31 protein-coding genes are annotated in these 26,281 nt (G+C 43.6%); 10 read left to right on the forward strand and 21 right to left on the reverse strand.

What is annotated here, in order from left to right:
• Positions 1-17 precede the first annotated feature (17 nt).
• The 15 genes from rplX to RZ44_RS06575 all read right to left on the reverse strand — a co-directional run bounded on the left by rplX (position 18) and on the right by RZ44_RS06575 (position 8,156).
• Positions 18-326 carry a 50S ribosomal protein L24 gene (gene rplX / locus RZ44_RS06505; RefSeq protein WP_035809691.1) on the reverse strand — a complete coding sequence of 103 codons (309 nt, stop codon included), beginning with the start codon at positions 324-326 and terminating at the stop codon, positions 18-20.
• A gap of 27 nt (positions 327-353) precedes the next feature.
• Entirely contained in the window at positions 354-722 is a 369-nt protein-coding gene (gene rplN, locus RZ44_RS06510) for a 50S ribosomal protein L14 (protein ID WP_035809694.1), read from the reverse strand.
• A 30-nt stretch (positions 723-752) separates the two neighbouring features.
• Positions 753-1,016 carry a 30S ribosomal protein S17 gene (gene rpsQ, locus RZ44_RS06515; protein ID WP_141638993.1) on the reverse strand — a complete coding sequence of 88 codons (264 nt, stop codon included), beginning with the start codon at positions 1,014-1,016 and terminating at the stop codon, positions 753-755.
• A gap of 18 nt (positions 1,017-1,034) precedes the next feature.
• Complete coding sequence (gene rpmC, locus RZ44_RS06520) at positions 1,035-1,244, reverse strand: 50S ribosomal protein L29 (RefSeq protein WP_035809699.1); 210 nt, start codon at positions 1,242-1,244, stop codon at positions 1,035-1,037.
• The gene (gene rplP / locus RZ44_RS06525) at positions 1,234-1,668 is read right to left on the reverse strand and encodes a 50S ribosomal protein L16 (protein WP_035809703.1); all 435 of its coding nucleotides are present in this window, start codon (positions 1,666-1,668) and stop codon (positions 1,234-1,236) included. Before rplP ends, rpmC begins: the two co-directional genes overlap by 11 nt.
• Positions 1,669-1,685: 17 nt before the next feature.
• Positions 1,686-2,327 carry a 30S ribosomal protein S3 gene (rpsC, locus tag RZ44_RS06530; protein WP_035809706.1) on the reverse strand — a complete coding sequence of 214 codons (642 nt, stop codon included), beginning with the start codon at positions 2,325-2,327 and terminating at the stop codon, positions 1,686-1,688.
• A 21-nt stretch (positions 2,328-2,348) separates the two neighbouring features.
• Positions 2,349-2,726, reverse strand: a complete 378-nt coding sequence (gene rplV, locus RZ44_RS06535) for a 50S ribosomal protein L22 (RefSeq protein ID WP_035809708.1) — start codon at positions 2,724-2,726, stop codon at positions 2,349-2,351.
• Positions 2,727-2,761: 35 nt separating this feature from the next.
• Positions 2,762-3,037 (reverse strand): 30S ribosomal protein S19, encoded by a 276-nt coding sequence (rpsS, locus tag RZ44_RS06540; RefSeq protein ID WP_035809711.1) that lies wholly within the window; start codon positions 3,035-3,037, stop codon positions 2,762-2,764.
• A 54-nt stretch (positions 3,038-3,091) separates the two neighbouring features.
• Positions 3,092-3,922, reverse strand: coding sequence for a 50S ribosomal protein L2 (gene rplB, locus RZ44_RS06545; RefSeq protein WP_035809713.1), 831 nt, complete (start codon positions 3,920-3,922; stop codon positions 3,092-3,094).
• A 37-nt stretch (positions 3,923-3,959) separates the two neighbouring features.
• Positions 3,960-4,232: a 50S ribosomal protein L23 gene (rplW, locus tag RZ44_RS06550; RefSeq protein ID WP_035809717.1), complete on the reverse strand. Its 273-nt coding sequence runs from the start codon at positions 4,230-4,232 to the stop codon at positions 3,960-3,962.
• Positions 4,232-4,852: a 50S ribosomal protein L4 gene (gene rplD / locus RZ44_RS06555; RefSeq protein ID WP_035809720.1), complete on the reverse strand. Its 621-nt coding sequence runs from the start codon at positions 4,850-4,852 to the stop codon at positions 4,232-4,234. The genes rplW and rplD overlap by 1 nt, the downstream gene beginning before the upstream one ends.
• A 21-nt stretch (positions 4,853-4,873) precedes the next feature.
• Positions 4,874-5,536, reverse strand: a complete 663-nt coding sequence (gene rplC / locus RZ44_RS06560) for a 50S ribosomal protein L3 (RefSeq protein ID WP_035809723.1) — start codon at positions 5,534-5,536, stop codon at positions 4,874-4,876.
• A 22-nt stretch (positions 5,537-5,558) separates the two neighbouring features.
• Positions 5,559-5,867 carry a 30S ribosomal protein S10 gene (rpsJ, locus tag RZ44_RS06565; protein ID WP_026859110.1) on the reverse strand — a complete coding sequence of 103 codons (309 nt, stop codon included), beginning with the start codon at positions 5,865-5,867 and terminating at the stop codon, positions 5,559-5,561.
• A gap of 295 nt (positions 5,868-6,162) precedes the next feature.
• Entirely contained in the window at positions 6,163-7,494 is a 1,332-nt protein-coding gene (locus RZ44_RS06570) for an NCS2 family permease (protein ID WP_035809725.1), read from the reverse strand.
• A gap of 23 nt (positions 7,495-7,517) precedes the next feature.
• On the reverse strand, positions 7,518-8,156 hold the full coding sequence (locus tag RZ44_RS06575; protein WP_035809727.1) for a YczE/YyaS/YitT family protein: 639 nt from the start codon (positions 8,154-8,156) through the stop codon (positions 7,518-7,520).
• A 217-nt stretch (positions 8,157-8,373) separates the two neighbouring features.
• On the opposite strand from RZ44_RS06575, the gene RZ44_RS11300 reads away from it, so the two are divergent.
• Genes RZ44_RS11300 through RZ44_RS06590 form a run of 4 tightly spaced genes read left to right on the forward strand, consistent with a single transcriptional unit; the run spans position 8,374 to position 10,317 of the window.
• Complete coding sequence (locus RZ44_RS11300; protein WP_171816116.1) at positions 8,374-8,541, forward strand: SE1832 family protein; 168 nt, start codon at positions 8,374-8,376, stop codon at positions 8,539-8,541.
• 19 nt (positions 8,542-8,560) lie between these two features.
• On the forward strand, positions 8,561-9,715 hold the full coding sequence (locus RZ44_RS06580) for an MFS transporter (protein ID WP_035809729.1): 1,155 nt from the start codon (positions 8,561-8,563) through the stop codon (positions 9,713-9,715).
• On the forward strand, positions 9,712-10,029 hold the full coding sequence (gene mspA, locus RZ44_RS06585; protein ID WP_035809731.1) for a membrane stabilizing protein MspA: 318 nt from the start codon (positions 9,712-9,714) through the stop codon (positions 10,027-10,029). Before RZ44_RS06580 ends, mspA begins: the two co-directional genes overlap by 4 nt.
• A gap of 12 nt (positions 10,030-10,041) precedes the next feature.
• On the forward strand, positions 10,042-10,317 hold the full coding sequence (locus RZ44_RS06590) for a hypothetical protein (RefSeq protein ID WP_035809734.1): 276 nt from the start codon (positions 10,042-10,044) through the stop codon (positions 10,315-10,317).
• A gap of 44 nt (positions 10,318-10,361) precedes the next feature.
• On the opposite strand, the gene RZ44_RS06595 is transcribed toward RZ44_RS06590, so the two are convergent.
• Positions 10,362-11,615, reverse strand: coding sequence for a lipid II:glycine glycyltransferase FemX (locus RZ44_RS06595; RefSeq protein ID WP_035809738.1), 1,254 nt, complete (start codon positions 11,613-11,615; stop codon positions 10,362-10,364).
• A 65-nt stretch (positions 11,616-11,680) separates the two neighbouring features.
• Between RZ44_RS06595 and RZ44_RS06600 the strand changes: the two genes are divergently transcribed.
• The 4 genes from RZ44_RS06600 to serA all read left to right on the forward strand — a co-directional run bounded on the left by RZ44_RS06600 (position 11,681) and on the right by serA (position 15,842).
• Entirely contained in the window at positions 11,681-11,929 is a 249-nt protein-coding gene (locus RZ44_RS06600; protein ID WP_035809740.1) for a hypothetical protein, read from the forward strand.
• Between the two features lie 70 nt (positions 11,930-11,999).
• Positions 12,000-13,052: an AAA family ATPase gene (locus RZ44_RS06605; RefSeq protein WP_035809743.1), complete on the forward strand. Its 1,053-nt coding sequence runs from the start codon at positions 12,000-12,002 to the stop codon at positions 13,050-13,052.
• Between the two features lie 59 nt (positions 13,053-13,111).
• On the forward strand, positions 13,112-14,260 hold the full coding sequence (locus RZ44_RS06610) for a pyridoxal-phosphate-dependent aminotransferase family protein (RefSeq protein WP_035809747.1): 1,149 nt from the start codon (positions 13,112-13,114) through the stop codon (positions 14,258-14,260).
• A complete protein-coding gene (serA, locus tag RZ44_RS06615) occupies positions 14,247-15,842 on the forward strand; it encodes a phosphoglycerate dehydrogenase (RefSeq protein ID WP_035809750.1) in 1,596 nt (531 codons plus the stop codon). The genes RZ44_RS06610 and serA overlap by 14 nt, the downstream gene beginning before the upstream one ends.
• Positions 15,843-15,904: 62 nt before the next feature.
• On the opposite strand, the gene RZ44_RS06620 is transcribed toward serA, so the two are convergent.
• Positions 15,905-17,017 (reverse strand): HAD family hydrolase, encoded by a 1,113-nt coding sequence (locus RZ44_RS06620; RefSeq protein ID WP_035809752.1) that lies wholly within the window; start codon positions 17,015-17,017, stop codon positions 15,905-15,907.
• A gap of 228 nt (positions 17,018-17,245) precedes the next feature.
• Between RZ44_RS06620 and RZ44_RS06625 the strand changes: the two genes are divergently transcribed.
• Complete coding sequence (locus RZ44_RS06625) at positions 17,246-18,910, forward strand: Na/Pi cotransporter family protein (RefSeq protein ID WP_035809754.1); 1,665 nt, start codon at positions 17,246-17,248, stop codon at positions 18,908-18,910.
• 38 nt (positions 18,911-18,948) lie between these two features.
• On the opposite strand, the gene RZ44_RS06630 is transcribed toward RZ44_RS06625, so the two are convergent.
• From RZ44_RS06630 to RZ44_RS06645, 4 genes are all read right to left on the reverse strand, one after another.
• Positions 18,949-20,286, reverse strand: coding sequence for a glutamine synthetase family protein (locus tag RZ44_RS06630; RefSeq protein WP_035809757.1), 1,338 nt, complete (start codon positions 20,284-20,286; stop codon positions 18,949-18,951).
• Positions 20,287-20,428: 142 nt separating this feature from the next.
• A complete protein-coding gene (locus tag RZ44_RS06635; RefSeq protein WP_035809758.1) occupies positions 20,429-21,775 on the reverse strand; it encodes a sodium-dependent transporter in 1,347 nt (448 codons plus the stop codon).
• Between the two features lie 117 nt (positions 21,776-21,892).
• Positions 21,893-24,250 (reverse strand): FdhF/YdeP family oxidoreductase, encoded by a 2,358-nt coding sequence (locus tag RZ44_RS06640; protein ID WP_035809759.1) that lies wholly within the window; start codon positions 24,248-24,250, stop codon positions 21,893-21,895.
• 91 nt (positions 24,251-24,341) lie between these two features.
• Entirely contained in the window at positions 24,342-25,358 is a 1,017-nt protein-coding gene (locus tag RZ44_RS06645; protein WP_081962367.1) for an L-lactate MFS transporter, read from the reverse strand.
• Between the two features lie 116 nt (positions 25,359-25,474).
• Here RZ44_RS06645 and fdhD point away from each other — a divergent pair, with 116 nt between their 5' ends.
• The gene (gene fdhD, locus RZ44_RS06650; protein WP_035809760.1) at positions 25,475-26,278 is read left to right on the forward strand and encodes a formate dehydrogenase accessory sulfurtransferase FdhD; all 804 of its coding nucleotides are present in this window, start codon (positions 25,475-25,477) and stop codon (positions 26,276-26,278) included.
• Positions 26,279-26,281: the final 3 nt, after the last annotated feature.

The raw sequence follows: 26,281 nt of genomic DNA on the forward strand, positions 1-26,281 counted from the left end.
CTCCTTCCGTTTGAATCTTATTTGATCTCTTTACCTGATTTAACAGCGATCTTCACTTTTTTACCATCTTTAATTTCATGACGGACACGAGTGCGTTCACCTGATTCAGGGTCTACATGCATAACGTTTGAAACATGAATCGGAGCTTCTACCTCTAGAATCCCGCCTTCCGGGTTCATTTGAGATGGCTTCTGATGTTTCTTAATAACGTTGACGTTTTCAATAACGACACGGTTATCTGAAGGAATTGCTTTTAGTACAGTTCCTTTTTTACCTTTGTCCTTACCGCTAATTACAACGACCTGGTCACCTGTTTTTACGTGCATAGTTGTCGCACCTCCTTCGGATTTGGATTATAGTACTTCTGGTGCTAATGAGATAATCTTCATGAAGTTACCTTCGCGAAGTTCACGAGCAACTGGTCCGAAAATACGAGTACCTCTAGGACCTTTATCATCACGGATGATTACGCATGCGTTCTCATCGAATTTAATATATGAACCATCTTCACGACGGACACCTGTTTTAGTTCTAACGATGACGGCTTTAACAACCTCACCTTTTTTGACAACTCCACCTGGCGTTGCATTCTTAACACTTGCAACAATAACATCACCGATGTTAGCAGTTTTACGGCCTGTTCCGCCTAAAACTTTAATAGTGAGCACTTCACGTGCACCTGAGTTGTCAGCTACCTTCAAGCGACTTTCTGACTGAATCATGCGCGATTCCCTCCTTCTGTTTCAAGTATTTTATATAATTACTGATTCTTTAACGATTTCAATTAGACGGAATCGTTTAGTAGCAGATAATGGACGTGTCTCCTGGATTCTTACGATATCGCCCATTTTCGCAGTGTTGTTTTCATCATGTGCTTTATATTTCTTAGAATATTTAACACGTTTTCCGATGATCGGGTGCTTTGTGTAAGTTTCAACAAGTACCGTTACAGTCTTATCCATCTTGTCAGATACGACGCGGCCCTGGTAAACTTTGCGTTCGTTTTTACTTTCCACGATTTGAACCTCCTCTAATTATTGATTCGCTTGTGCTTCTTCGATCTCTCTTGCGCGAACCGTCGTTTTCATTCTAGCGATAGTCTTTCTAACTTCTTTGATACGAGCAGTGTTTTCTAGCTGACCTGTAGCTAGCTGAAAGCGCAGATTGAAAAGTTCTTCTTTCAATTCTTTAACATTAGATTCAATTTCGGAATTCGTTAAATCACGGATTTCTTTAGCTTTCATTCGTATCACCACCTAATTCTTCACGTTTTACTATTTTCGTTTTTAATGGAAGTTTATGACTTGCAAGACGAAGTGCTTCTTTAGCTACTTCCTCATCTACACCCGCAACTTCAAACATAACTCGGCCTGGTTTAACTACTGCAATCCAACCTTCGATTGCACCTTTACCAGATCCCATACGTACTTCTAATGGTTTCTTTGTATATGGCGTGTGCGGGAAGATGTTGATCCATACTTTACCGCCACGTTTCATGTAACGTGTCATTGCAATACGTGCTGCCTCGATTTGTCTTGCAGTAATCCAAGATGTTGTCGTAGCCTGCAGTCCGTATTCACCAAAGCTTACTTGATTTCCGCCTTTTGAACGTCCTTTAGTATCCGGACGGTGTTGACGACGGTATTTTACTCTTTTTGGTAATAACATTCCAATTTTCCTCCTTACTATTTATTATTCTTTGTAGGAAGAACTTCTCCACGGTAGATCCATACCTTGACACCTAACTTACCGTAAGTAGTGTCTGCTTCTTCATGAGCATAATCGATGTCTGCACGAAGTGTATGAAGTGGAACTGTTCCTTCACTGTAACCTTCAGCACGAGCGATATCCGCACCGCCTAAACGTCCTGATACTTGTGTTTTAATACCTTTAGCGCCTGATTTCATAGCTCTTTGAAGCGCTTGTTTTTGTGCTCTTCGGAAAGATACACGGTTTTCCAGCTGACGTGCAATATTTTCTGCTACAAGTTTAGCATCCATATCTACTTTCTTAATTTCAATCACGTTGATATGAACTTTCTTACCAGTTAAGTTAGTAAGTGCTGTACGAAGTTTGTTGATTTCGCTACCGCCTTTACCAATTACCATACCTGGTTTACCTGTGTGCAGTGCAATGTTCACACGGTTTGCTGCACGTTCAATTTCCACTTTTGAAATTGAAGCGTCTTTAAGATTAGTCTCGATATATTCACGAACTTTTAAGTCTTCATGTAATAGGCTCGCAAAGTTCTTGTCTGCATACCACTTTGCTTCCCAGTCACGAATGACACCTACACGAAACCCAATTGGATTTATCTTTTGGCCCAAGTTAATTCCCTCCTTATATAATTAAGCGTTCTCTGTTTCTTGGTTTTCTTCAGTTTCTGCTTCTTTTGCGTATTCTTCAACAACTACAGTGATGTGGCTTGTGCGCTTGTTGATTTTCGTAGCACGGCCTTGAGCACGTGGACGGAATCTTTTCAGCGTTGGACCTTCGTCTGCATAGATTTCTGAAATATACAGGTTATCGATATCCATGTCGTAGTTGTGTTCTGCGTTAGCAACTGCAGATTTAACTAATTTCTCCACTACCGGTGAAGATCTCTTGTTTGTAAGTTTTAGAATTGAAATCGCTTCTCCAACTTCTTTACCTCTAACTAGGTCAAGAATAAGGCGTACTTTACGCGGAGCGATTCTCACAGTTTTAGCAACAGCTTTCGATTGCATGAGTCTTTCCTCCTTTATCGCATATGGTTAGTTATTTATCTTTTAGTTTTTTGATCGTTTCCGTGACCTTTGAACGTTCTTGTAGGTGCAAATTCACCAAGTTTGTGGCCAACCATATCTTCTGTGATGTACACAGGTACATGTTTGCGTCCGTCGTATACAGCGATTGTATGTCCGATGAAATTCGGGAAAACCGTTGAACGGCGTGACCATGTTTTAATTACACTTTTTTTGTTACCTTCGTTCTGAGCCTCTACTTTTTTCATTAGGTGGTCATCGACGAAAGGTCCTTTTTTAAGACTGCGTGCCATGTAGGCGCCTCCTTCCAATAATGCGTGCGGATTTTATCCGCACACTCACATTACTTATTTCTTACGTCCTCTTACTATGAACTTAGTTGAACGATTTTTACCTTTACGAGTTTTCTTACCAAGAGTCGGTTTACCCCAAGGTGAAACTGGTGATGGACGTCCGATAGGAGCTTTACCTTCACCACCACCGTGTGGGTGGTCGTTAGGGTTCATTACTGAACCGCGGACAGTAGGGCGTTTACCTTTCCATCTAGAACGTCCGGCTTTACCAACGTTGATAAGTTCGTGCTGCTCGTTACCAACCTGACCGATAGTCGCTCTACATGTAAGAAGAACCATACGTACTTCACCGGAAGCTAATCTTACCAGTGCGTATTTACCTTCTTTACCTAATAGCTGTGCGCTTGTACCTGCTGAACGTGAAAGCTGTCCGCCGGCACCTGGTTTTAATTCGATGTTGTGGATTGTAGTACCAACCGGGATATCGTTTAATGCTAAAGCGTTACCCACTTTGATATCTGCTTCAGGTCCACTCATGATTTCTGTTCCAACTGTCATACCTTTAGGTGCTAAGATGTATTTCTTCTCACCATCTGCATATGCTACTAACGCGATGTTAGCTGAACGGTTTGGATCATACTCAATAGTTTTAACTTTTGCAGGAATCCCATCTTTATTACGTTTGAAGTCAATGATTCTGTATTGACGTTTGTGTCCACCTGCTTGGTGACGTACAGTGATTTTACCCTGGTTGTTACGTCCCGCTTTTTTCGGCAGCGGCGCCAGTAATGAACGTTCCGGAGTTGTTGAAGTGATTTCAGCAAAGTCCGAACCAGTCATATTACGGCGACCATTCGTGGTAGGCTTATATTTCTTAATTGCCATCCTCGTTATACCTCCTTATTGGTATCTGTTTATAATATTAGAAGATTTCGATTGAACCTTCTTTAAGTTTTACAATCGCTTTTCTTCTTCTGTTTGTATAGCCTTCGTAACGACCCATGCGTTTTTTCTTAGGCTTAACGTTCATAATGTTTACTTTGTCTACTTTAACGTCGAAGATTTCTTCAACAGCGTGTTTGACTTGAGTTTTGTTCGCTCTCACGTCTACATCAAATGTGTATTTGTCTTCTGACATTAAGTCAGCAGAACGCTCAGTGATTACTGGGCGCTTGATAATGTCGCGTGCTTCCATTATACAAGTACCTCCTCTGCTTTTTTGATTGCTCCCTCAGTGAAGATCACATGGTTAGCAGAAAGGATATCTAGTACGTTAAGACCAGCTGGAGTTAACACTGTAACACCTGGGATGTTACGTGCTGATTTCTCAACAACTTCGTCTTTATTTTCAAGTACAAGAAGTACTTTCTTAGCTGCACCAAGGTTTCCAAGAACTGCTAGGAATTCTTTTGTTTTCGGCGCTTCCATTTCAAGGTGGTCAATCACTTGTAGTACTTCTTCATTAACTTTCGCTGAAAGTGCAGAACGAAGTGCTAGCTTTCTCATTTTCTTAGGCATGCTGAAACCGTAAGATCTCTTAGTCGGTCCGAATACTACGCCGCCTCCACGGAACTGTGGTGCACGGATTGTACCCTGACGCGCATTACCTGTACCTTTTTGTTTGAACGGTTTTCTTCCTCCGCCGCGTACAGCTGAACGGTTCTTAACTGCGTGGTTCCCCTGACGTAGAGACGCGCGCTGTAATTGAACTGCTTCAAATAGTACATGCTGGTTCGGTTCGATTCCGAAAATGTCCTGGTTTAATTCGATAGAACTTACTTTAGTTCCTTCTTTTGATAAAACATCGATTGCCATGTGTTTATCCTCCCTTCCTTATTACTTGTTACCTTTTTTAATTGATGATGAAATTTTTACAAAACCTTTTTTCGGTCCTGGAACGTTCCCTTTAATAAGAACAACGTTTTTCTCTGCGTCTACACGTACAATCTCTAAGTTCTGCATAGTGATTGTTTTACCACCCATTTGTCCAGGTAATTTTTTACCTTTGAAAACGCGTGACGGGCTCGCTGCCATAGCCATGGCACCTGAACCTCTGTGGTAACGTGAACCGTGTGACATTGGTCCGCGGCTGAAGTTGTGACGCTTAATTGAACCCTGGAAACCTTTACCTTTAGAAGTTCCCGTTACGTCTACAAAATCTCCTGCAGCAAATGTATCTACAGTGACTTCTTGACCTACGTCAAATTCCTCTGTGTTAACGTTTCTGAATTCGCGTATGAAGCGCTTAGGAGCAGCACCAGATGCTTTAGCGTGGCCTGCTTCTGCTTTGTTGGCATATTTGTTGCTTCTGCCTTTTGCGTTATAATCGCGTTTGTCATCGAATCCGATTTGAATCGCGTTATATCCGTCTGTTTCTTCTGTTTTCTTTTGAACTACTACGTTCCCTGCAGCTTCAACTACTGTTACAGGGATTAATTCTCCGTTTTCACCGAAAACTTGAGTCATCCCAATTTTTCTACCTAAGATTCCTTTGGTCATCGAAAGTCGCACCTCCTATAATTTATAACTTGATTTCGATGTCTACGCCTGATGGTAAGTTTAAGCCCATAAGAGCATCAACTGTTTTAGGTGTAGGGTTTAAAATGTCGATAAGACGTTTGTGTGTACGCTGTTCAAACTGTTCACGTGAATCTTTGTATTTGTGCACCGCACGAATAACTGTGTAAATAGTTTTCTCAGTCGGTAACGGAATTGGTCCCGATACATCTGCACCTGAACGTTTTGCCGTCTCAACGATTTTTTCTGCTGACTGATCCAGCACTCTGTGGTCGTATGCTTTTAAGCGAATACGGATTTTTTGCTTTGCCATTATTTATACCTCCTTATGGTCGTCATCCTATTAAATGGTAGACTATCTCAGCGAAAATTTTCTTGTCACATCTGCCATGGCAATGCGGCCGGGTGTGTCAGTAACCTCTCGCGTCATCGATGTGTGATGTGCATAGGAACAGCACTTCACGTATACAGGACACAACTGTGCCCGCTTAAGTCCAACGTTAGATATGATACAGTAAAAGAGTGAAGAAATCAATAGAAAACTAAAGATTTCTTCACTCTTTCTTAATTTTTTTATCTTTTCTTTTATATATACATACTGCTGAATATTAATTAATGAAAAGGAAGTATAATATGAACACTATGAACAGTCCATACATTATAGGATGAACTTCTTTTCTCTTGCCGGCCATAAGCATCGTAATCGGATAGAATATAAATCCTATCGCAATCCCTGTTGCTATGCTGTATGTGAGCGGCATCATAAATACCGTCAGAAATGCAGGTACCGCAACTTCAAATCTGCCCCATGTGATTTTTGATAAATTCGAAGCCATTAAAATTCCTACTATTATTAATGCGGGTGCAGTGACTTCGGAAGTAAACGTAACAATCAGCGGCGAGAAGAATATCGCTGCTAAGAATAACACACCGGTCACTACGGAGGCAAATCCGCTTCGTGCTCCCGCAGCAACACCTGCTGTCGATTCCACATATGATGTCGTCGTGGATGTACCGAAGATTGCCCCTGTAATCGTCGCAAAAGCATCAGCAAGGAGCGCTTTACTTGCGCGCGGCAGTTTGTTGTCTTTAATAAGGTTAGCCTGTGACGCTACCCCTACCAGCGTTCCTGCAGTATCAAAGAAATCGACGAACAGAAACGTCAGGACAACAATCATAAACTGTACATTAAATATAGCTTCGAAGTCCATAAGCCCTTCCAGAGCGGCACCAAATGTCGGTGCAACGCTTGGTACCGAACCGACGACTGCCGACGGCATCGGCACAATACCTGTAACAATACCAAGTACCGCTGTCGCAATCATACCGACGAAGATTGCAGCCGGTACTTTTTTAGTCATTAATATTACTGTAATTACAAGTCCTGCAAAAGTAAGCAGCACACCGCCACTCTGAACATTACCGAGACTGATCAGTGTCGCTTCATCTCCTGCAATAATTCCCGATGATTGAAGACCGACAAATGTAATGAAGAAACCGATCCCCGCGCTGACCGCCATTTTCATTTCCATCGGGATTGCGTTGATTATGTACTCACGCAGTCCCGTCAGTGTCAGAATAACGAATACCACACCTGAGAATAATACTCCCGTCAGTGCAGTCTGCCACGGAATTCCCATCGTCAGCACTACTGTAAATGCGAAAAATGCATTCAGCCCCATACCCGGTGCGAGTGCGATTGGATATTTGGCGATAATTCCCATAAACAGACAGCCGACAAAAGCAGCGAGACACGTTGCAACAAAGACCGCATTGATGTCCATCTTCATATCATCGGGAACACCCTCTATTCCCTGCAGCGATAAAATTGAAGGGTTTACTGCGAGAATGTAAGCCATCGACAGGAACGTCGTCAGTCCGCCGATAACTTCTCTCTTAAAATTAGTGTCAAGTTCATCGAATCCAAAAAACTTTTTCATAACTAGCTCCAATCAGATTAGGATTATTTAAATTGTATGATCTTCGGATCATTGTAGCCGATAAAGCGGATGAGCAGTTCTCTCGTATACGGAAAAAACATTTCTATAATCCTGCCGTAAAACAGCACGATTAATATCGTACCTATAAATACCGGACCGCCGAGTATTACACCGAATACCGTTACAATCAGCTCCATTAAAAACCGTGCTCTTGCCATTCTTAAGTTGAATTTCACTACGAGTACAAGCATTAAGGAATCTCTCGGTCCTGCACCGAGGTTAGGCGTCATATAAAAAGCAGAACCGAATGCTGCAACGAATACACCAAGGGTAAAGTAAACAGCCTGTGCCGGCCAGCTTTCAACGTCAGGCAGCAGCCAGACAAAGAAATCGATAAATGCACCGATGGTTAACAGATTTACGTACACCCCGCCCTTAGGCAGTGCCTTGACCATAAGCGAAGTAGCGATAACTATACCGATTCCGATAATCACCGCCCAGCTTCCGAATGTCAGTCCGACTGACTGCCACAGCCCAAAGTGCAGTACATCCCACGGAGCAAGTCCCATAACGAAACCTTTAACCTGCATTGCAACGCCGATTGACATGATGATTAAACCTACAAAGTAAAACAGACAGCGTTTGACAAAGCTACGCGACACTCTATCACTCCTATTATAATAAGTATAAAGCTTTACCAGTTGGTTTTAATCTCAAATACAAGTATATTATACACCTATTCTCACATAAATCTATGCTAAATCCGGACATTTTCAATTTTTTAGACCCTATTGTTTGTCTAAAAAATATTGTTTTCTCTTCACAATTAAAAACGTTCATTTATGATATGATATTAGTTAAGTTTAGGTGGTGGTAAAAATGGATTTGGAAAGCAAATTACAGGAATTAAAATACGAATATGTACACCTCCAGGGTGATTTGGAAAAAATCGAGTCCACAGGTCAGCCGACTGAAAAAATGACCGACAGACTCCACGAGCTTGAAAGGCAAATTAAAGAAGTACGCCAGCAACTAAAAAATAAGTAAGTTCAGGACGTGTATATAAATGAAGAGAATGATTACCCTGATAATGATCATTCAGTTTTTAATATACTTCGGGTTCAGTATGATTATTCCGGTCATCCCCGAATTAGTGAATCAGCTGGGTGTCAACACGATACATATGGGACTGCTGCTTGCGATTTACTCGCTTGCAAGCTTTCTGTCAGCTCCGTTCTTTGGCAGACTGTCAGATAAAATCGGCAGACGCCCGCTTCTCCTCGGCGGACTTGCGGCGTTTGCATTCAGCTTTTTAATCTTCGGGCTGTTTATCGATAATCTGATTGTCCTCTATATAAGCAGAATTATCGGAGGTGCCGCTTCAGGCGCGCTGTATACCGCGACGACGAGTATGGTCGCAGACATTACAACGCGCGAAGAGCGGACGAAGTACATGGGACTGGTCGGCATGTGTGTCGGACTCGGATTTATTTTTGGACCGGGTGTCGGCGGACTGCTTGCAGGCATCTCGCTGAGCTTCGCCTACTATATGACTACCGTCGTCATTACATTCGCACTGATTTTCAGTTTCTTTAAAGTTGCTGAAACATATCGTCAGTCGACTCAGCAGACACCGAAAAAAATTACGCTGGCTTCCGATTACTTTACGCAGCCGATCGGTATTCTCCTCGTCGGAACATTTTTCGTTATGTTCTTTATGAGCGGAATGGAAAGTACGTTCCAGCTGCTCGGGCAGGACCGGATTGATATTACACCGACTGAAATGGGCATACTGTTTTTCATCGGTGGAATCTTTAATGCACTGACTCAGGGTGTATATATAAGGAAGCTTAAAGACGGACAGGAGAAAAAAGCAATGGTTGCCGGACAGATTATGGCTGTCACCGCTTTTATAATGCTGCCGTTTATGACCGGCCTTATATACGCAGGAGTATGTATTGTTCTCCTGATGACGGGGAACGCACTCGCAAAAACTTTAATGACATCACAGATCACAAAAGAAGCATCAGCACACGATATGGGACGCGTTACTGCAACGACGTATTCCCTGGACAGTCTCGGCAGAATTTGCGGACCGCTCGTGTTTAACGCGCTGTTCCTAATATCAGCCGGTCTGCCGTTTTACTTCGGTGCCCTGATGACTGTGCTGTCGACGCACTTTATTTTCCAATATTACAGAAAACGAGGGAGAGTCGCATGACATTACTAACACTCCTCATGCTTTTAATCTATATAGTTATCAGTGCGGCTACTATATTAAGTATGCGTTCGCGTACTCTTGATATTGCACGTTACATTTCCGGCGCCGCCTTTTTACTGATGACTGTGACGTTCAGTCTGTCGCTGACGAGTCCGGATTTGTTTATCGTGCTGGCACTTGCATTGTGTATCGTGCTGTCGGTGGAAATTACAGCTTTTAAAGAATCTAAAGGCGACCGTGCAAACTTGTTTTTAGTGCACGCATTTACGCTGACGATGGCACTTGTACTTATTATATTTCTGATTACGCTGTAAGGAGATGTGAACATGAGACGGGTTATTTTAATATTGCTGATGTTAATTCAAATACTGTTCTTTATAAACTATACGATTAACGACGGCATTATATTCTACAATATCTATATATGGTTCACTCTCGCAGCGCTGGCAATCATTACAGGCATCCGGGCATTCCGTTCGGAGCCTCATTTAAATGAAAGCCGTCATATGCACTCATATTTCTCACTCGCACTGATTATCGTCTCCTGTGCGTCCGTATTGTTCATACTGTATATCGCTATTATGCAGCCGTATTATTTATAATAAGATGAAAACCCATCCGGATATCCGGATGGGTTTTCAATTGTCTATTTTCTTTTAACAATTTTGTTCAGTTTCATCTTGCTCTTCTGGAACAGCGGGAACATGACTTCTGCCATCGTATACAGCGGACGGTTCGTGACGTAGTCAAACTCACCGATCTTATCCGACACTTCTGTACCCCACACTTTTTTAAACTGCCACAGACCGAAGTGTTCGTCCTCTTTGTCCGGCTCCACCGATACGCCGCCGAAATCATATGACTCTGCACCATGTTCACGTGCATACTGCATCATATGCCACTGCATGTGATGGTTCGGCAGAAATTCCCTGTAATCATTTGATGATGCGCCGTACAGATAGTAAGACTTATGTCCTGACTGTGCATATAACGCTCCTGACAGCAGTACGCCGTCCGGGTGAGAGCGTTTAATTTCTTTCATCGTCCCGAGCTGGGCTTCTAGTTTCGACATGCGGTTATTTAAATTATCCAGCTGGTTCTGTTTCTTCCTGTCGTCTTTAATCTTTTCAGCTTTACGGATATCCCTGTTTACTTTTTCTGTATCTTGCTCTAAAGACTCCACCGCTTCTTTCGGCATCAGTTTCACCATAAAGAGCTCCATATGTCCTGCCGGGTTCAGATTATCGTACAGCGATTCAAAATAAGTAATATCTCTGGTCAGGAATCCGTCTCGCTCTCCCGTTTCTTTCATCAGCTTAACAAACTCAGGCAGCTCTTCCCGCCCCGCTTTATAAACAACTGTCCCCGCCCGGAGTGAGTTACGGACTTTCGTACGGTTATTCCTTTCAAAACTTTGGAGAAGCGCCTTATCATCTACGCTGACATCTGTGACCATCGTCGTACGGGGCTGGATAACATCTTTGCTCATCCCGTCTGTCAGCCCGTGGTGCTTAAAGCCGATTGACTTCAGGTACTCAATCGTCTCTTCGTTACCTGAAGCGGGTATATCCGGATCTATTTTAATCGTATACGACTTTTCATCCGCCGCTATTTTTTTCGCTTCTTCAAGCAGTGCATTAACGACTTCCCTGTCATTATAATCGCAGACAAATCCGCGCGATGCGTAGCACATCGTAAAGAAGGTTTTCGGCACTTTTTTAAACAGCAGCATTGCAGCTCCTTCGACTTTGCCGTTACGTCCTACAGCAATACGTCTTGAGTACCATCCCGTCAGTTCTTTTGAGCCTGCCCACGATGTCAGCTGCAGCAGGTCGCCGGCAGTGTGTGATGCAACAAATTCATCGTGCATTTTATCTGTAATATTCAGTACTTCAACCATAATTTCTCACCAATCATTTCTTTATTATTTCTGATATAATAAATCCCCAAAGGGAGCGTGCAAAAATGAAACAGATTATTTTAATTTTATTTGCAGCATTTAACATTTTCAACGTTATAAATATTTCAGCATCATACCAGCATGATGATCTCATCGCCCTGCTCAGTACGAGAGTTATCTTCCTGGCAGTGTCCATCATTCTATCTGTATTATTTCTGATTGCCGGTGCCGGGAAAAGCGTTAAGATTTTAGCCGCCGTTACAATCATCACAGGACTGGCGCACTTTATCGCCATACTGTTAATTTACATTTAATTTCTACAATATTGTAGCATATTTCTTTTGACAGTTCTTTTTAAACTATCTGGATGGGGAGTCGATATAAATGAGAGATCTCGGAATATATTTCGGCACGTTCGCTCCGTGCCACGTCGGTCATTTCGAACAGATTGTCAGAGCGAAACGGGAAAACAGGCATGCAGTCGTTATTATAAGCGGCTATGACGGTGACCGCGGTGACTCCATCGGCATGAATCTTGAGCACCGCACCCGTGCAATGCGCCAGCTGTTAAGAAACGACAGTAATGTTTCTATTCTCGAATTAAATGAGACGGATATCCCCCGTTATCCGACGGGCTGGAAGCCGTGGCTTGAAATGCTTGAAAGCCTGATTATCCAGGCGATAGAGTCCCTCGATTTCGATGTAAAAAGCACTGCGTTCTACATGGGTGAAAACGAATACCTTGAACCGCTCGAAAGCTATTTCACAGACAAGTGGCCTGCTGTCGACATTCACATGACGATGGTCGACAGAAAGATTCTCGGGATAAGCGGTACAGAAATCAGGGAAACGCCGATATTAAACTGGGATTATGTGACGCGGCCGTTCCGCCGCTTTTTCGTCCAGAACGTTCTCGTGACCGGTTCACCGAACAGCGGTAAGTCGATGATTATTGAAGACCTTGCCCGGAGATACTCGACGAGTTTTTCCGTTGAATATGCCGAAGATTATTTCGACGAACATCAGCTGAAATCTCCCGACCTCGATGCGAAGGATTTTCATGCGATCGGTATCGGACAGTTTGAACTGAACCGCCGTCATATTCATTCCAATGCAACGCGCAAAGTGTTTTTTGCAGACACCGATGTGCTTTACTCCAAAGTTCACAATATGCTTTCCGGACACGACGGCAAAGAATATGTAAATCAGATTTTTGAACATTATATACACCTGCAGTCATGGAGCCTGATTTTAATCATGCCCCCTGTGCCGGATGCTTCCGATTACGATAAAGAATTTTACCGTCTGCTTTTGTCACAGCTTGAGCACTACGGCCTGATGGAAAACGCAGTCATTTTAGACGATACATATCTGCATAATTATAACCGTGCCCACCAGCTGATCGACGAAATTTTAGAAGATGGAAAAGATAACTGAATTTAATGATATTTCTGTTATAATAAAATTTACTATTCGTTTATACAGGAGGAATCGCTATGCAAGAAGAGTTACTGCTTACACCAGGGCCGACTCCGGTCGCCCGACGCACGTATCAAGCTATGTCCCAAGGTATTTTCGGTCACAGAACGAGCCGCTTCAAGGAAATGTCAGCCGGCATACAGGAAAAGCTCCAGCCGCTGTTCGGCACGGATAATCCTGTTGCTGTACTGACTTCATCAGGTACCAGCGCTCTCGAAGCTGCAATGGTTAACCTCGTTGATGACGGCGATTCTGTTGTATTAATTGTCAGCGGCGTTTTCGGCGGCAAATTCGCTGATATCGCCGGGCGCTACGATCTGAATGTTCACGTTTATGATGTGACATGGGGAGAAGCTGCCGACCCGAAAGCATTCAAAGAATACCTGAATGGCCTGGACAACGTTACTGCAGTATTTACACAGGCATGTGAAACCTCTACATCAGTTCTGCACCCGCTGTCTGAACTTGCCGATGTTGTTCATAACTATAATGAAGATACTTTATTCGTTGTCGATGCCGTCAGTGCACTCGGCGGTGCGGATATGAACATGAAGCGCGATAAAATAGACTGTATCGTTTCAGGCAGTCAGAAAGCTCTGATGCTGCCTCCGGGACTGGCGTTCGTCGCTGTAAATGACAGAGCTCTGAACAAAGTAAACAGTCTCGGCAACAGACGCTACTACCTCGATTTAAGAATGTACTTTAAATCGCTGGAAGTCGATTATACGCCGCAGACACCTGCTGTTACGCTGTATCAGGGTCTCGATGATGTTTTAGACATGATACACGAAGAAACAATTGAAAAAGTATTTGCACGTCATAAGAACATGCAGAAAATGCTCCGCCGCGGTCTCGAAGCGCTGGAACTTGAGCTCTTTGTCAAAGAAGAAGCTGCGTCGCCGACAGTAACGGCAGTCACATCGACACCTGAAGAAATTGCACATATTAAAAACACACTTGAGAAAGACTACCACATTACCATTGCTGGCGGTCAGAAAGATCTGGCAGGAAAAATTATCCGCATCGGTCACATGGGCTTCATGTTCCCGAAAGATATGCTCGCAATCTTAAGTGCACTGGAAGATATTTTAAGCAGACTTCGCGGTAAAAATTACTACGGCAAAGCATTAACAGCCGCTCAGGAGAATTTATATGACAAAGCATAAAGTAATCGTACTCGACCCTGTAAGCCAGGAGGGCATACAGGCAATAATTGATAATGACAACTTCAGCGTTACACGCCAGGAAGGTTTATCGGAATCGCAGATTATCGATATCATCCATGATTTTGACGCAGTGATTGTCCGCAGCCAGACTACTATTACAGAGCGTATTATCCAGCACGCGAAAAAACTTAAAATGATCGCCCGTGCAGGTGTCGGTGTCGATAATATCGATATTGATGCTGCAACTAAACACGGTGTTATCGTCGTCAACGCACCGGAAGGAAACACGATTTCAGCGACGGAGCATACTATGGCAATGATGCTCACAATGGCACGCGACATTCCGGAAGCATATAAGGAACTGACGGCCGGTGAGTGGAACCGCGGCGCACATAAAGGTGTGGAGCTGTACGGTAAAACTTTAGGTATTATCGGAGCAGGTAAAATCGGTTTCGGTGTTGCACGGCGCGCGAAGAGTTTCGGCATGAAAATCGTTGCATTTGATCCTTACTTATCAGATGAACGTGCTCGCGACAACCATATCGAGAAAATGGAAGTTGATGAAGTTGCAGCAGCGGCTGATTTCATTACTGTTCATACACCGCTGACACCGCAGACGAAAGGAATCATCGGGGCGGACTTCTTTAAAAAATGTAAAAAAGAAGGTGTCTACCTGATAAACGTTGCCCGTGGGGGCATTATCGACGAAGATGATCTGCTGGAAGCACTCGATGCCGGCATCGTCAAAGGTGCAGCACTCGATGTGTTCGTTACAGAACCGCCGGAAAACACAGCTCTGTTAACACACAGACGTACTGTCGTGACACCTCACCTCGGTGCCTCAACTGCTGAAGCACAGGAAAAAGTGGCAGTCAGTGTCGCGAAGGAAATTATCGAATACTTTGAGGACAACAAGATTACACATGCAGTCAATGCGCCGCGAATCAGCGAAACTGTTACCGAAGAGCTAAAGCCGTATATGTCTATCGTAGAACATCTCGGCCAGTTCGGTATTCAGCTGCTCGATAACCCGCCGCAGGAAGTTAAGATTAAATACCACGGTGATATTGCGATTGACGATACGAGTATTCTGACACGTACATTCGTAACAAATATGCTGAAGCCTCACTTCGGTGACGAAGTAAATATTATTAATGCTTTATACTACTTAAATGAACGCGACGTCACTTACAAAGTTGAAAAGAAAGCAAAAGCCGACGGCTACACGAACTATCTTGAAGTCGAGCTGATTAACGACAACGAACACGTCACACTCGGTGCATCGACAATTCCGGGCTACGGCGAACGTCTCGTTAAAATTAATGAATATCCGATCGACTTCAGACCCGAAGAAAATATACTCATTATCGAGCATACAGACCGTCCGGGCATTATCGGGGAACTCGGTGCACTGCTCGGTGAAGATTCGGTTAACATCGCGTCAATGCAGCTTGCCCGCCTGTCAAAAGAAGGCGACGCAATGGTACTCTTCACACTGGATAACCAGGTGCAGGAGGCGACACATGAAAAAATTAAAAAAGTCATGAATATTCATAAAGTCCATACGATTAAACTCGGATAATTAAATCATATATTCCGGCATATAAATACGCCCTCTGAATCAAATGATTCAGAGGGCGTATTTTATTTAATCAGCTGTTCAACCAGTTCCGGCACCCCGAGCACATTTTTAAGCATCTGCTCATTCGGTACATCCAGCTCTTCAAATGTACTGATAATATCATCACCGGTCAGTCCGGTCAGCGTCGCAATAAATGTCGCGCCGATTTTATCTGCACAGTAAAAATCTGCAACAGAGTCACCGACGATAAAAATCTGCTCGTCAGTTTCATTCCGAGCATTCACCGCTGCATCAAAGAGAGAGTCGTTTTGTACATACAGACTCCATAAATAACTGAACGGATGCGGCTTCGTCAACGCATGCATTGCATTGCTGCGGTTTTCTGCATCCATCACTTCGCTCGCTGTTGAAATACGGCGTTCATCAAATACTTCAAGAAGTCCGGCTTCCTCAAACGGCAGCAGCGTTTCCTGTCTTGGTCTGCCTGTTGCTACACCGATTGTATAACCTTTGTCTTTAAGACCGGTCAGCATATCTTTAATCGCCGATGTTTCAACAATCCATTCCTCATCGTAAATAAAGCCTGTCTTATCAAGTTCCTCAGCCGCTCTTCCGGTATCTGCTTCCACAAGTTCACTGCCTAAATACCACTCCTGATATTTATAGTGACCCTGCTCCCAGATCGGGCCGTACATTCTGAAGACTTCCGGTTCTTTCATATTTTGAAGTGTTCCTGCATATTCTATTAACGCAATATAAATTCCATCTTTAGTGAAACTTTCCCGGGAAATAAAATCAAGTACCGCTTCCGGGTTCACTGATACTTCGCCCAGCATATCTCCGACTTCATTTAAATTAGTCACATCCACATCAGCAAGATTTAAATTTTCCTGCTTCAGTATGTCTATGTACAATATCGCAAACGTAATAAACAGCATATCCCAGTTTGAATTCAGACCTGCTTCTTTAAAACGTTTAAGTACTCGATCATCTGCAAAAATCGAACTGCGGATTTTACTGATTTCTTCATTAGTATAATCCGTTCCAAACTTTCGCCCATCCAGATTTAAATAACGCGGACTGTACAGCAGCTCCTCCACTGTCAGCGCAGATACATCAAAACATCTTTCTTCGCTTAAGAAAACACCGTCAACATCAAACAGAATCGTTGTCATGAGAACACTCCAGTAATTTTTTATGTATTGTCAGTTTCTCACACCGCTTTCGTCTTGTCGACTATTTATACAAATTTTCTGGCAACTTGAACTTTTTCGCCATAAATGAATAATGTGTTTTAAATTTGACGATTTTGTAATATGATAAACAGTATATTGTAAATTTATTGCATAGTTCATTGAGCACAAGTAAAGATTGTAAATTAAATATTATATGGAGGACTCTCTATGTCTCTTAGTCCAATGGAAGTTATCTTTATGTTCATCGGAGGACTCGGTATCTTCCTTTACGGTATTAAACAGATGGGTGACGGTCTTCAGGCAGCTGCCGGCGACCGCCTGCGGGATATTTTAAACCGTATGACATCCAGCCCGCTCAGGGGCGTTGTTGCAGGTATTATCGTTACCGTTTTAATTCAAAGCAGCTCGGGCGCCACAGCGATTACTATCGGTTTAGTAAGTGCAGGATTCCTGACACTTAGACAGGCAATCGGAGTTATTTTAGGCGCCAACATCGGAACGACGGTTACAGCATTTATTATCGGACTTGATATCGGTGCATATTCACTGCCGATTCTTGCTGCAGGTTCATTTATGCTGTTCTTCTTCAAGTCCAATCAGGTAATTAACATTGGTAGAGTCTTTTTCGGATTCGGTGCGTTATTCTACGGACTCGAGTTAATGGGCGATGGTGTCGGTCCGCTGGCTGATCTTGCATATTTCCAGGAACTGATGCTCGCCATGAGTGATAACTCATTCCTCGGTCTTGCAGTCGGTGTTATTCTGACAGTTATCGTTCAAAGTTCAAGTGCAACGATTGCCATACTTCAGAACTTCTATTCCAATGATATGGTTGATCTGCAGGCCGCATTGCCGATCCTTCTCGGTGATAACATCGGGACAACTATCACAGCAATACTTGCAGCACTTGCGGGTTCAATTGCCGCTAAACGTGCAGCATTGGTTCACGTTACATTTAACGTTATCGGGGCAACAATATTTATGATATTAATGCCGCTGTTTGTCATCTACGTCGGATATCTTGAAGATATTCTCAGTCTGAACAAACCGATGACTATCGCATTCGCACACGGTTCATACAACTTCATGAACACGCTGATTCATCTGCCGTTTGTCGGCGCACTGGCGTGGCTGGTAGTGAAAATTGTACCGGGCCGTGACTTCTCAGAAGACTTCCAGCCGAAGTATCTGGATCCTCTGTTAGTTAAACAGTCTCCAAGCATCGCTATACAGGGGGCTCAAAGTGAGGTTAAAAACCTCGGCGAGCTGGTTTTAAGCACGCTGCAGGATGCACGTAAGTACAGTGACAAACAGGATGCCAAGTTGTACAAGCAGATCCACGACAAAGTTAACGTTGCCGCGACTCTGCAGGACGCAATCCGCGCATACCTGCTCGATGCATCAAAACATGAAATATCACAGGAAGACACAGAACGTGTCAGCACACTGCTTGAAGTATCCCGCATACTTCTGAAAGTCAGCTCACAGGCCAGAAGCCTCGCTGATCAGTATCACAATAAGTACGAAAACAATATTACACTGTCAGAAGAAGCTAAAGAGGGTCTTGAAGACCTGTACAGACATGTGTATGAATCATTCACGATGGCGCTTGAGACGCTTGACGTATACAACCCTCAGGCACTTGATCAGGTGATCCGTCTCAGCCAAAAATCTCACAGAATTGAAAACAGACTCCGCAAAGAACACATTAAACGTCTTTCAAGAGGCGAATGTTCAACGGACGGCGGTTCACTCTATGTGGAATTAATCAGTAATCTGGAACGTATCGGCTACAACGCACGAAACATTACAGAGACCAACCTGGAAAATTCTCCGGATGAGTTTAACGATGAATTTACAGTTTACGACTGATAACAAAAAACCCGGGAAATTTCCCGGGTTTTTTCGTCTTAATATTTATCCATATAGGATTTAAGTTCCCACTCTGAAACAGCTGACCGGTAATCTTCCCATTCCAGCATTTTATGTTCGTAAAATGCTTTGAAAATGTGGCTTCCCAGCGCTTCTTTTGCAAGCTCGCTGTCACGCAGTACTTTTAAAGCGTTGTATAATGTCGACGGCAGGTCTTCCACGCCGTTGGCAAGACGCTCTTCTCTAGTCAGTTCGTACAGGTTTAAATCGATTGATTCCTGCAGTTCAAGCTTATTCTTAATGCCATCAAGACCGGCTTTTAGAATTACAGCCAGTGCAAGATACGGATTCGCTGATGGATCGACAGAACGGACTTCCACACGTGTTGATAATCCGCGTGAAGAAGGGATTCTCATCAATGGTGAGCGGTTCTTTTTGCTCCATGCGATGTAACTCGGCGCCTCGTAACCCGGCACCAGTCGTTTATACGAGTTTACAAGCGGATTTGTTACCGCTGTAAAGCCGCGTACGTGCTTCAGTACACCTGCCATGAAATATTTCATGTCTTCGCTCAGACCATCTTCTGCAGACTCATCAAAGAATGCATTTTCTTTTCCTTTAAAGAGCGATACGTTAAAGTGCATGCCGTTGCCGTTAATGCCAAACAGCGGTTTCGGCATAAATGTTGCGTGCAGATTGTGTTTTCTCGCAACTGTTTTAACAATCAGTTTAAATGTCTGGATATTATCACAAGCCGTGATTGCATCTGCATATTTAAAATCAATCTCGTGCTGTCCTTCAGCCACTTCGTGGTGCGATGCTTCGATGTCAAAGCCCATATCCTCGAGTTCAATCACAATTTCACGACGGCAGTTTTCGCCTGTATCCGTCGGTGCCAGATCAAAATACCCGCCCTGGTCGTTTAGAGTCGTCGTCGGTTTTCCGCGTTCATCCAGTTTGAATAAAAAGAATTCCGGCTCCGGTCCAAGATTGAAAGAAGTGTAGCCCAGCTCTTCCATTTCCTTCAGAACATTTTTCAGGTTCGTACGGGGGTCGCCTTCAAACGGTGTACCGTCAATTTTATATACGTCACAGATAAGACGTGCCACTTTATCTCCGCGGGATGTCGTCCACGGGAAAACTGTCCACGTATTTAAATCCGGAACGAGGTACATATCCGATTCCTCTATGCGTGTAAATCCTTCGATTGAAGAACCGTCAAACATCATTTGTCCGTCGAGCGCTTTATCAAGCTGGCTGAAAGGGACTTCCACATTTTTAATCGTGCCTAGAATATCCGAAAACTGGAGACGGATAAATCTTACGTTCTGCTCTTCTGCAATACTGATAATTTTCTCTCTGGTTAAACTTTCCATGACCCACGCCCTTATTCATATTTTGATGATGCTGAAAAACTCATGTAAGAATATTACCACAAGCATATTTCACACGCAATCGGGAATTTTCAAAATATAAAAAAGTGCGGACCCTGCTACCGGATCCGCACCTTCCCTATGCTTAAAATACACTCAGTATGTTCATAATAAAGACAAAGATAATAATCGCCGGCAGAATAAATCTGAGCATGAATATCCATGCTTTAAAAATAACAAATGATGTTTCTCCTTTTTTAACATTCAGCTGTTCCATCGAAATACGCTTGTCTAAAATAAATCCGACAAAAACAGATGAGAACAATGCACCTGCAGGCAGCAGTATATTCGATACGAGGAAGTCCACGTTATCAAATATCGTTCCTGCAAAGAACTGAACGTCATTCAGCACACCTTCCGATAACGCTGAAGGAATACCGATTGCAAAAATAATAATTGCAAAAATGTAAGTTGTCTTTTTACGTTTCGACTGATTACCTTTAACTGTATTCGCAACGTTAATTTCTATCATCGAGAACGCAGATGTCAGCGTCGCAAATAAAAATGCGAGCAGGAACATAAGATAGAATACAATACCGAACGGAATTGAGTTGAATATCTCAGGCAGGACGATAAATACAAGCCTGGGACCTTCGACGCTCTGCATACCGAATGAAGCAATTGCCGGGAAGATTGCCAGCCCGACCATTACAGATACCGCAATATTCATCAGCACGATATACGATGCAGATCTTGGCAGATTCTGATCCGGTTTTAAGTACGATGCATAAGTCATCATCTGTGTAATCCCGACACTGAGTGCGAAGAACGACTGTCCGAGTGCGAACATTATACCGTTGGCGCTGAGGTTGCTGAAGTCAGGTGTCAGGAAGTATTTAACTCCTTCAAATGAATTCGGCAGTGACAGTGAACGGATAATAATGAATAAAAACAGAATGAACAGCATCGGCATCATAATCTTAGATGCACGTTCCAGTCCTTTTTGTATGCCCTGTGCCACGACAAATGCTGTAACAAAAATGAACACACCCTGCGCAGCAATAACGTATACCGGGTTCGTAATAATCTCTCCGAGCATTACAGTATAATCATCCACTTTATAAAGATTCAGCAGATCCATAAGGGCAATCACCAGATAAATTAATATCCAGCCCCCGATAACACTGTAAAACGACAGGAGCAGCATCGTACCGAAATGGCCGATCCACCCGAATAACCTCAAGCTCTTCTTACCGCTCAGAAATTCGAATCCGTCGATTGGATTTCGACCGGACGCACGTCCGATAACAAACTCACTGATTAGAAGCGGCAAACCGATAAGAACGGTAAATAATAGGAAAACGAATAAAAACGCACCGCCGCCGTGCTCAGCAGTCATATAAGGGAAACGCCATACTGCTCCGAGGCCTATAGCAGAACCTGCTGCAGCCAGAATAAAACCTAATTTTGAGTTCCAGTTATTTTCGGACAATTTATTACCTCTTTTCATTTATCAATGTTGGTAGTTTACCACACTAAAGAGAATATTTATACACTAAAAAACCGGAAGAGCAGGCTCTTCCGGTTTTTCTTTATAATATTCTGAAATTTAGTTGGGGTTATCCTCCAGCTCAGGTATCGATTTTTCTAAATACTGACGGTCTTTGTTGGCATTAAAGTGGTCAGCTTTCTCCATCTTAACTGCAGTTACGTAGTCCGGCATTTCAACGAAACTTTCGTAAATACCTTTTTCGACCAGGAAGTTACCTTCAGGGAACTGCACACCGATGTTACCTTCTTTAATTGCTGCATATTTAACAAAGCCCTGGAATACGCCGTTCTTGTTATAAAGAACAACCGCTTCACCGTCTTCAAGCCCTTCACGTCGTGCGTCAGTTTCGCTGACAAGAACGTCATAGCGTCCCATACGGTTGAACGCGTCTTCGTCGCCGTAAATCATCGCGTTAAACTGCTTACCGCGTCTCATCAGAAGTTTGAATTCTCCGGCTTTCTTATTATTGTCCGGAATATCCATCGTAATCAGATTACCGCGGCCGTCCGGTGTCGGACATACGCCGCCTTCGCATAACCATGCGCCGCCATATTGATAAACGTCCCCAGCTTTCTTCAGGTGCTGCACACCATCATACTGAGGGTTTGCTTTCGCAATCTCGTCGCGGATCTGCTGGCCTGACTGGAAGTCGATCAAGTGTGACTCTTCAGGTTTCACGCGTTTGGCAAGGTCGACATAAATCTGCCATTCACTGCGCGCTTCTGCAATACGGTTTCGGTTTCCTTCAATTTCAGGTGAGAAGTAAATCATACGCTCAGTAGAAGTTGACAGCCCGCCGCCGTCCTGTTCGTAACGGGTTTTCGCAGGAAGGACCACTACAGTCTCCTTAGCATCAAGCAGTGTTGATGTATTTAATATAATATCCTGATGAACACGGATATCGAGATTCTGCAGTGCATCTCTCACGAAATCCGGATCCGGCATCGTCTCAAGGAAGTTACCCCCTGACATATAGTAAAGCTTAAGCTTTCTCTCATTGTCTTCCGGAAGCATTGCGTTCTCAATCGTTACGCCGACAGTATCTCCCGGCCACTGCGGAAGTTTAAAGTCCCACAGCTCTTCAATACGCGGACGGTTTTCGTCGTTGTAGTCACCGCCAGGCAGAGAAAACGGATCTGCACCCATTTCGCCCGACCCCTGTACAGAAGAATGTCCGCGCAGCGGCATAAGACCTTTATTTTTACCGCCTAACCAGCCGCGTAATAACGCGAGGTTGGCTACTTGTGAAATGTTGTCTGTTGCGTGCTTGTGCATTGTTAGTCCGAGCGCCCAGACCATAACGCCTGTCTTCGCTTTGGCAAGACTGTTCGATAATTCGATAATGCGTTCTTTCGAAATACCTGAAGATTCAACGATTTCGTCCCAGCTCTGGTCCTGAACGTTCGCTTTAAGATCTTCGTAGTTGTTAACGTGTTCGTTAACAAACTCGTGGTTAACTGCAGCACCTTCGTTCTCTTCTTCAAGATCAAACCAGTGCTTCATTACACCGTGCATTAACGCAATGTCTCCGCCGATGTTTACTTCGTAGAAATCGTCTGCAATTTCAGTACCGAAGAGTGCCGATTCAACTACTGAAGGCACCCAGTAGTTTTCCATTGCAGGCTCTCTGTAAGGATTGATAACGATAATTTTCGTTCCGCGTTTTTTAGCTTCCATCATGTACTTCGTAGAAACCGGTGATGCGTTTGACGCAACACTTCCCCAGAATACAAGTACATCTGTACCTAACCAGTCCTGATAGTTACAAGTTGAAGCGCCGACACCCACTGAACGTTTCATCGCTGATTTACTCGGTGAGTGACAGATACGTGATGCGTTATCGATATGGTTTGTTTCAAGGTAACGTGCAACTTTAGCTGCAACGTAATAAGATTCGTTCGTAATACCGCGGCTCGTTAAGTAGAATGCATACTGTTTCGGATTGAGTTCTTTCATCTTATCCGCAATCGTATTCATCGCTTCGTCCCACGATACTCTGATGAATTTGCGATCGCCCTTCCGGCGGATCATCGGATACGGAATACGGCCGAGTTCTCGCAGCTCAGTGCTGTCCATCTTGCGTAACTCATCAATATCCTGATGTAAAATTTCCGGTTTAATCGGAGGTGCTGTGTTTAATCTAAGTACGTTAAAGCGCGTAGTACACATGTGCGGACCATTTAAAGTCTGGTCCTGCAGACCTGATACACCCAGCGCACAACCGTCACAAACACCTTTTAATATAATGTTTTTTGCGTAATTTAAATTGTCTCTGTTCTTCCAGACGATTTTAGCAGTATCTCTCATGTGATGAGGTTTTACTTTAGTTAAACCGAATGGCACAGGACTTACCCATAATTTCGGATCCCATTTTTTAGTCTTATTAATTGGACCCGGATGCAGAGTTTTACCCATGTAGACACTCCCTCTTTAATATAATAACTCCATTGTACACTATTTCACGGAAGCGCTCACAGATTCCAGCTCATTTTTTTGTTTTAGTTTTCTAATATCCAGTCTGATAAATACCGAGATTATAAGCGCCGTAACATGAAATCATAATGAACAGTAACAGCTGGAAAATTAAAGCGTTAGTCGTGAACGGCAGCACGGCAAAAATCCCGATCTGCAGTACGAAAAACAGCGTGTACAGATTCGTTCTGCCGATGTAATCGGAAATCGACGCCCAGACGAGACGGCCGGCACCGTTAAATACACCCATAACTCCTACCATGAACGCTGCTGCACCTGCAGACAGACCGGCGATTTCAACACCCATCGGACTTGCCACTGCAAGAATTGCAATACCGCATGTCACGTTGATAAAGAGCATGAACCACAGGAAATAAAAACGTTTCGTTTTAACTGCCTGATTTGCAGTCAGCTGTGCAAGATCCTTCGATACTGTTGCCGTATTTTCATCGATGGCAACACCTTTTGGATGATAGCCTTCCGGCGGTCTTTCCAGGTATAAACTGGACACGAGCATTACCGTAAAGTAAATGGCACCGAGAATAAAGAATGTATTAGGAATTCCTACAGACTCTATCAGCATACGCATAACCGGACTTGCGATCATCGCCGCAAAACCGAACCCCATAATTGCAAGACCGGTCGCCATACCGCGTCTGTCCGGGAACCATTTGACCAGTGTCGAAACCGGAGTTATATAACCTATTCCGAGCCCGATTCCCCCGAGCACTCCGTAACCCGCATAAAGCAGCCAAAGCATTTCAAGCTGTATGCCAAATCCTGCTGTAATCATACCCGCTGCAAAAAACACCGTTGAAACCAGTCCGGACTTTCTCGGTCCTTTCGCTTCTACGAAATGTCCCATAAACGCTGCAGACAGTCCTAAAAATAAAATAGCAATACTGAACGTAATTGAAACCTGACTCAGCGTCCATCCGACAGATTCCTGAAGCGGCGTAGTAAATACACTCCATGCATAGACTGAACCGATTGAAATGTGGATCCCAACCCCTGCAAGCGCAATCAGCCAGCGATTTTTCTTAGTTTGCATGTAAATCCCCCTATTAAGTTTGACGGAATTCCTAAAATTGTAATTTCGTCTTAAATGTGATTATATAAAGAAAAAGAAGGCTTTACAATAAGATTCGGAGCGGGAGAGTTTACATTATGGAAATCGTTACTAAAAATAAAATCCGCCGTTATACGGACGGGAAATTTATCGAAACCGAGGATATAATTGCTGAGGAATTTCCACTGACAATATATTTAAATGACGTTGAATTTGCAACACTTGTCTGTTCACCCGATGATCTCGAAGAACTCGTTATCGGTTTCCTTGCTTCTGAAGGTGCACTGCGCTCGTTCAAGGAAATTGAATCGATGAATATCGATGAACGCGGCGGCTTCTGTCACGTCAAAGTTTCACGTGAACTGCCGAAAGATTACGGTTCATTCTCAAAACGTGTTCTTGGCTCATGCTGCGGTAAAAGCCGTCAGTTTTACTTCCAGTCAGACGTTGAAACGTCGAAGTTCTCACTGTCGGATACGAAGCTGACACCCGAACAATGCATCAGCCTGATGAAGGAAATGCAGGAAGAAAGCACAATATTTAAAGATACCGGCGGTATTCACAATGCGAGCATCGCATCACCCGATGATACAATCGTCCATAAAGGAGATATCGGCCGTCACAACGCACTCGATAAGTTATACGGATACTGTCTGCAGAACAATATCTCGGTAAAAGATAAAGTCATCGTGTTCAGCGGACGCATCTCGTCTGAAGTACTGACTAAAGCATCTAAAATCGGCGTCGGCATCGTCCTCAGTAAATCGGCACCAACGGATCTCGCCATTAAACTTGCACATGACTTAAACATTACAGCTGCAGGATTCATACGGGGCGGTTCGTTTAACGTCTACAGCCATCCGTGGCGTATAATCGGTGCAGATGAAGTTGAGAGTGAATAGCAA

The sequence above is a fragment of the Jeotgalicoccus saudimassiliensis genome (genome assembly GCF_000756715.1).
GTDB classification, from domain to species: domain Bacteria; phylum Bacillota; class Bacilli; order Staphylococcales; family Salinicoccaceae; genus Jeotgalicoccus; species Jeotgalicoccus saudimassiliensis.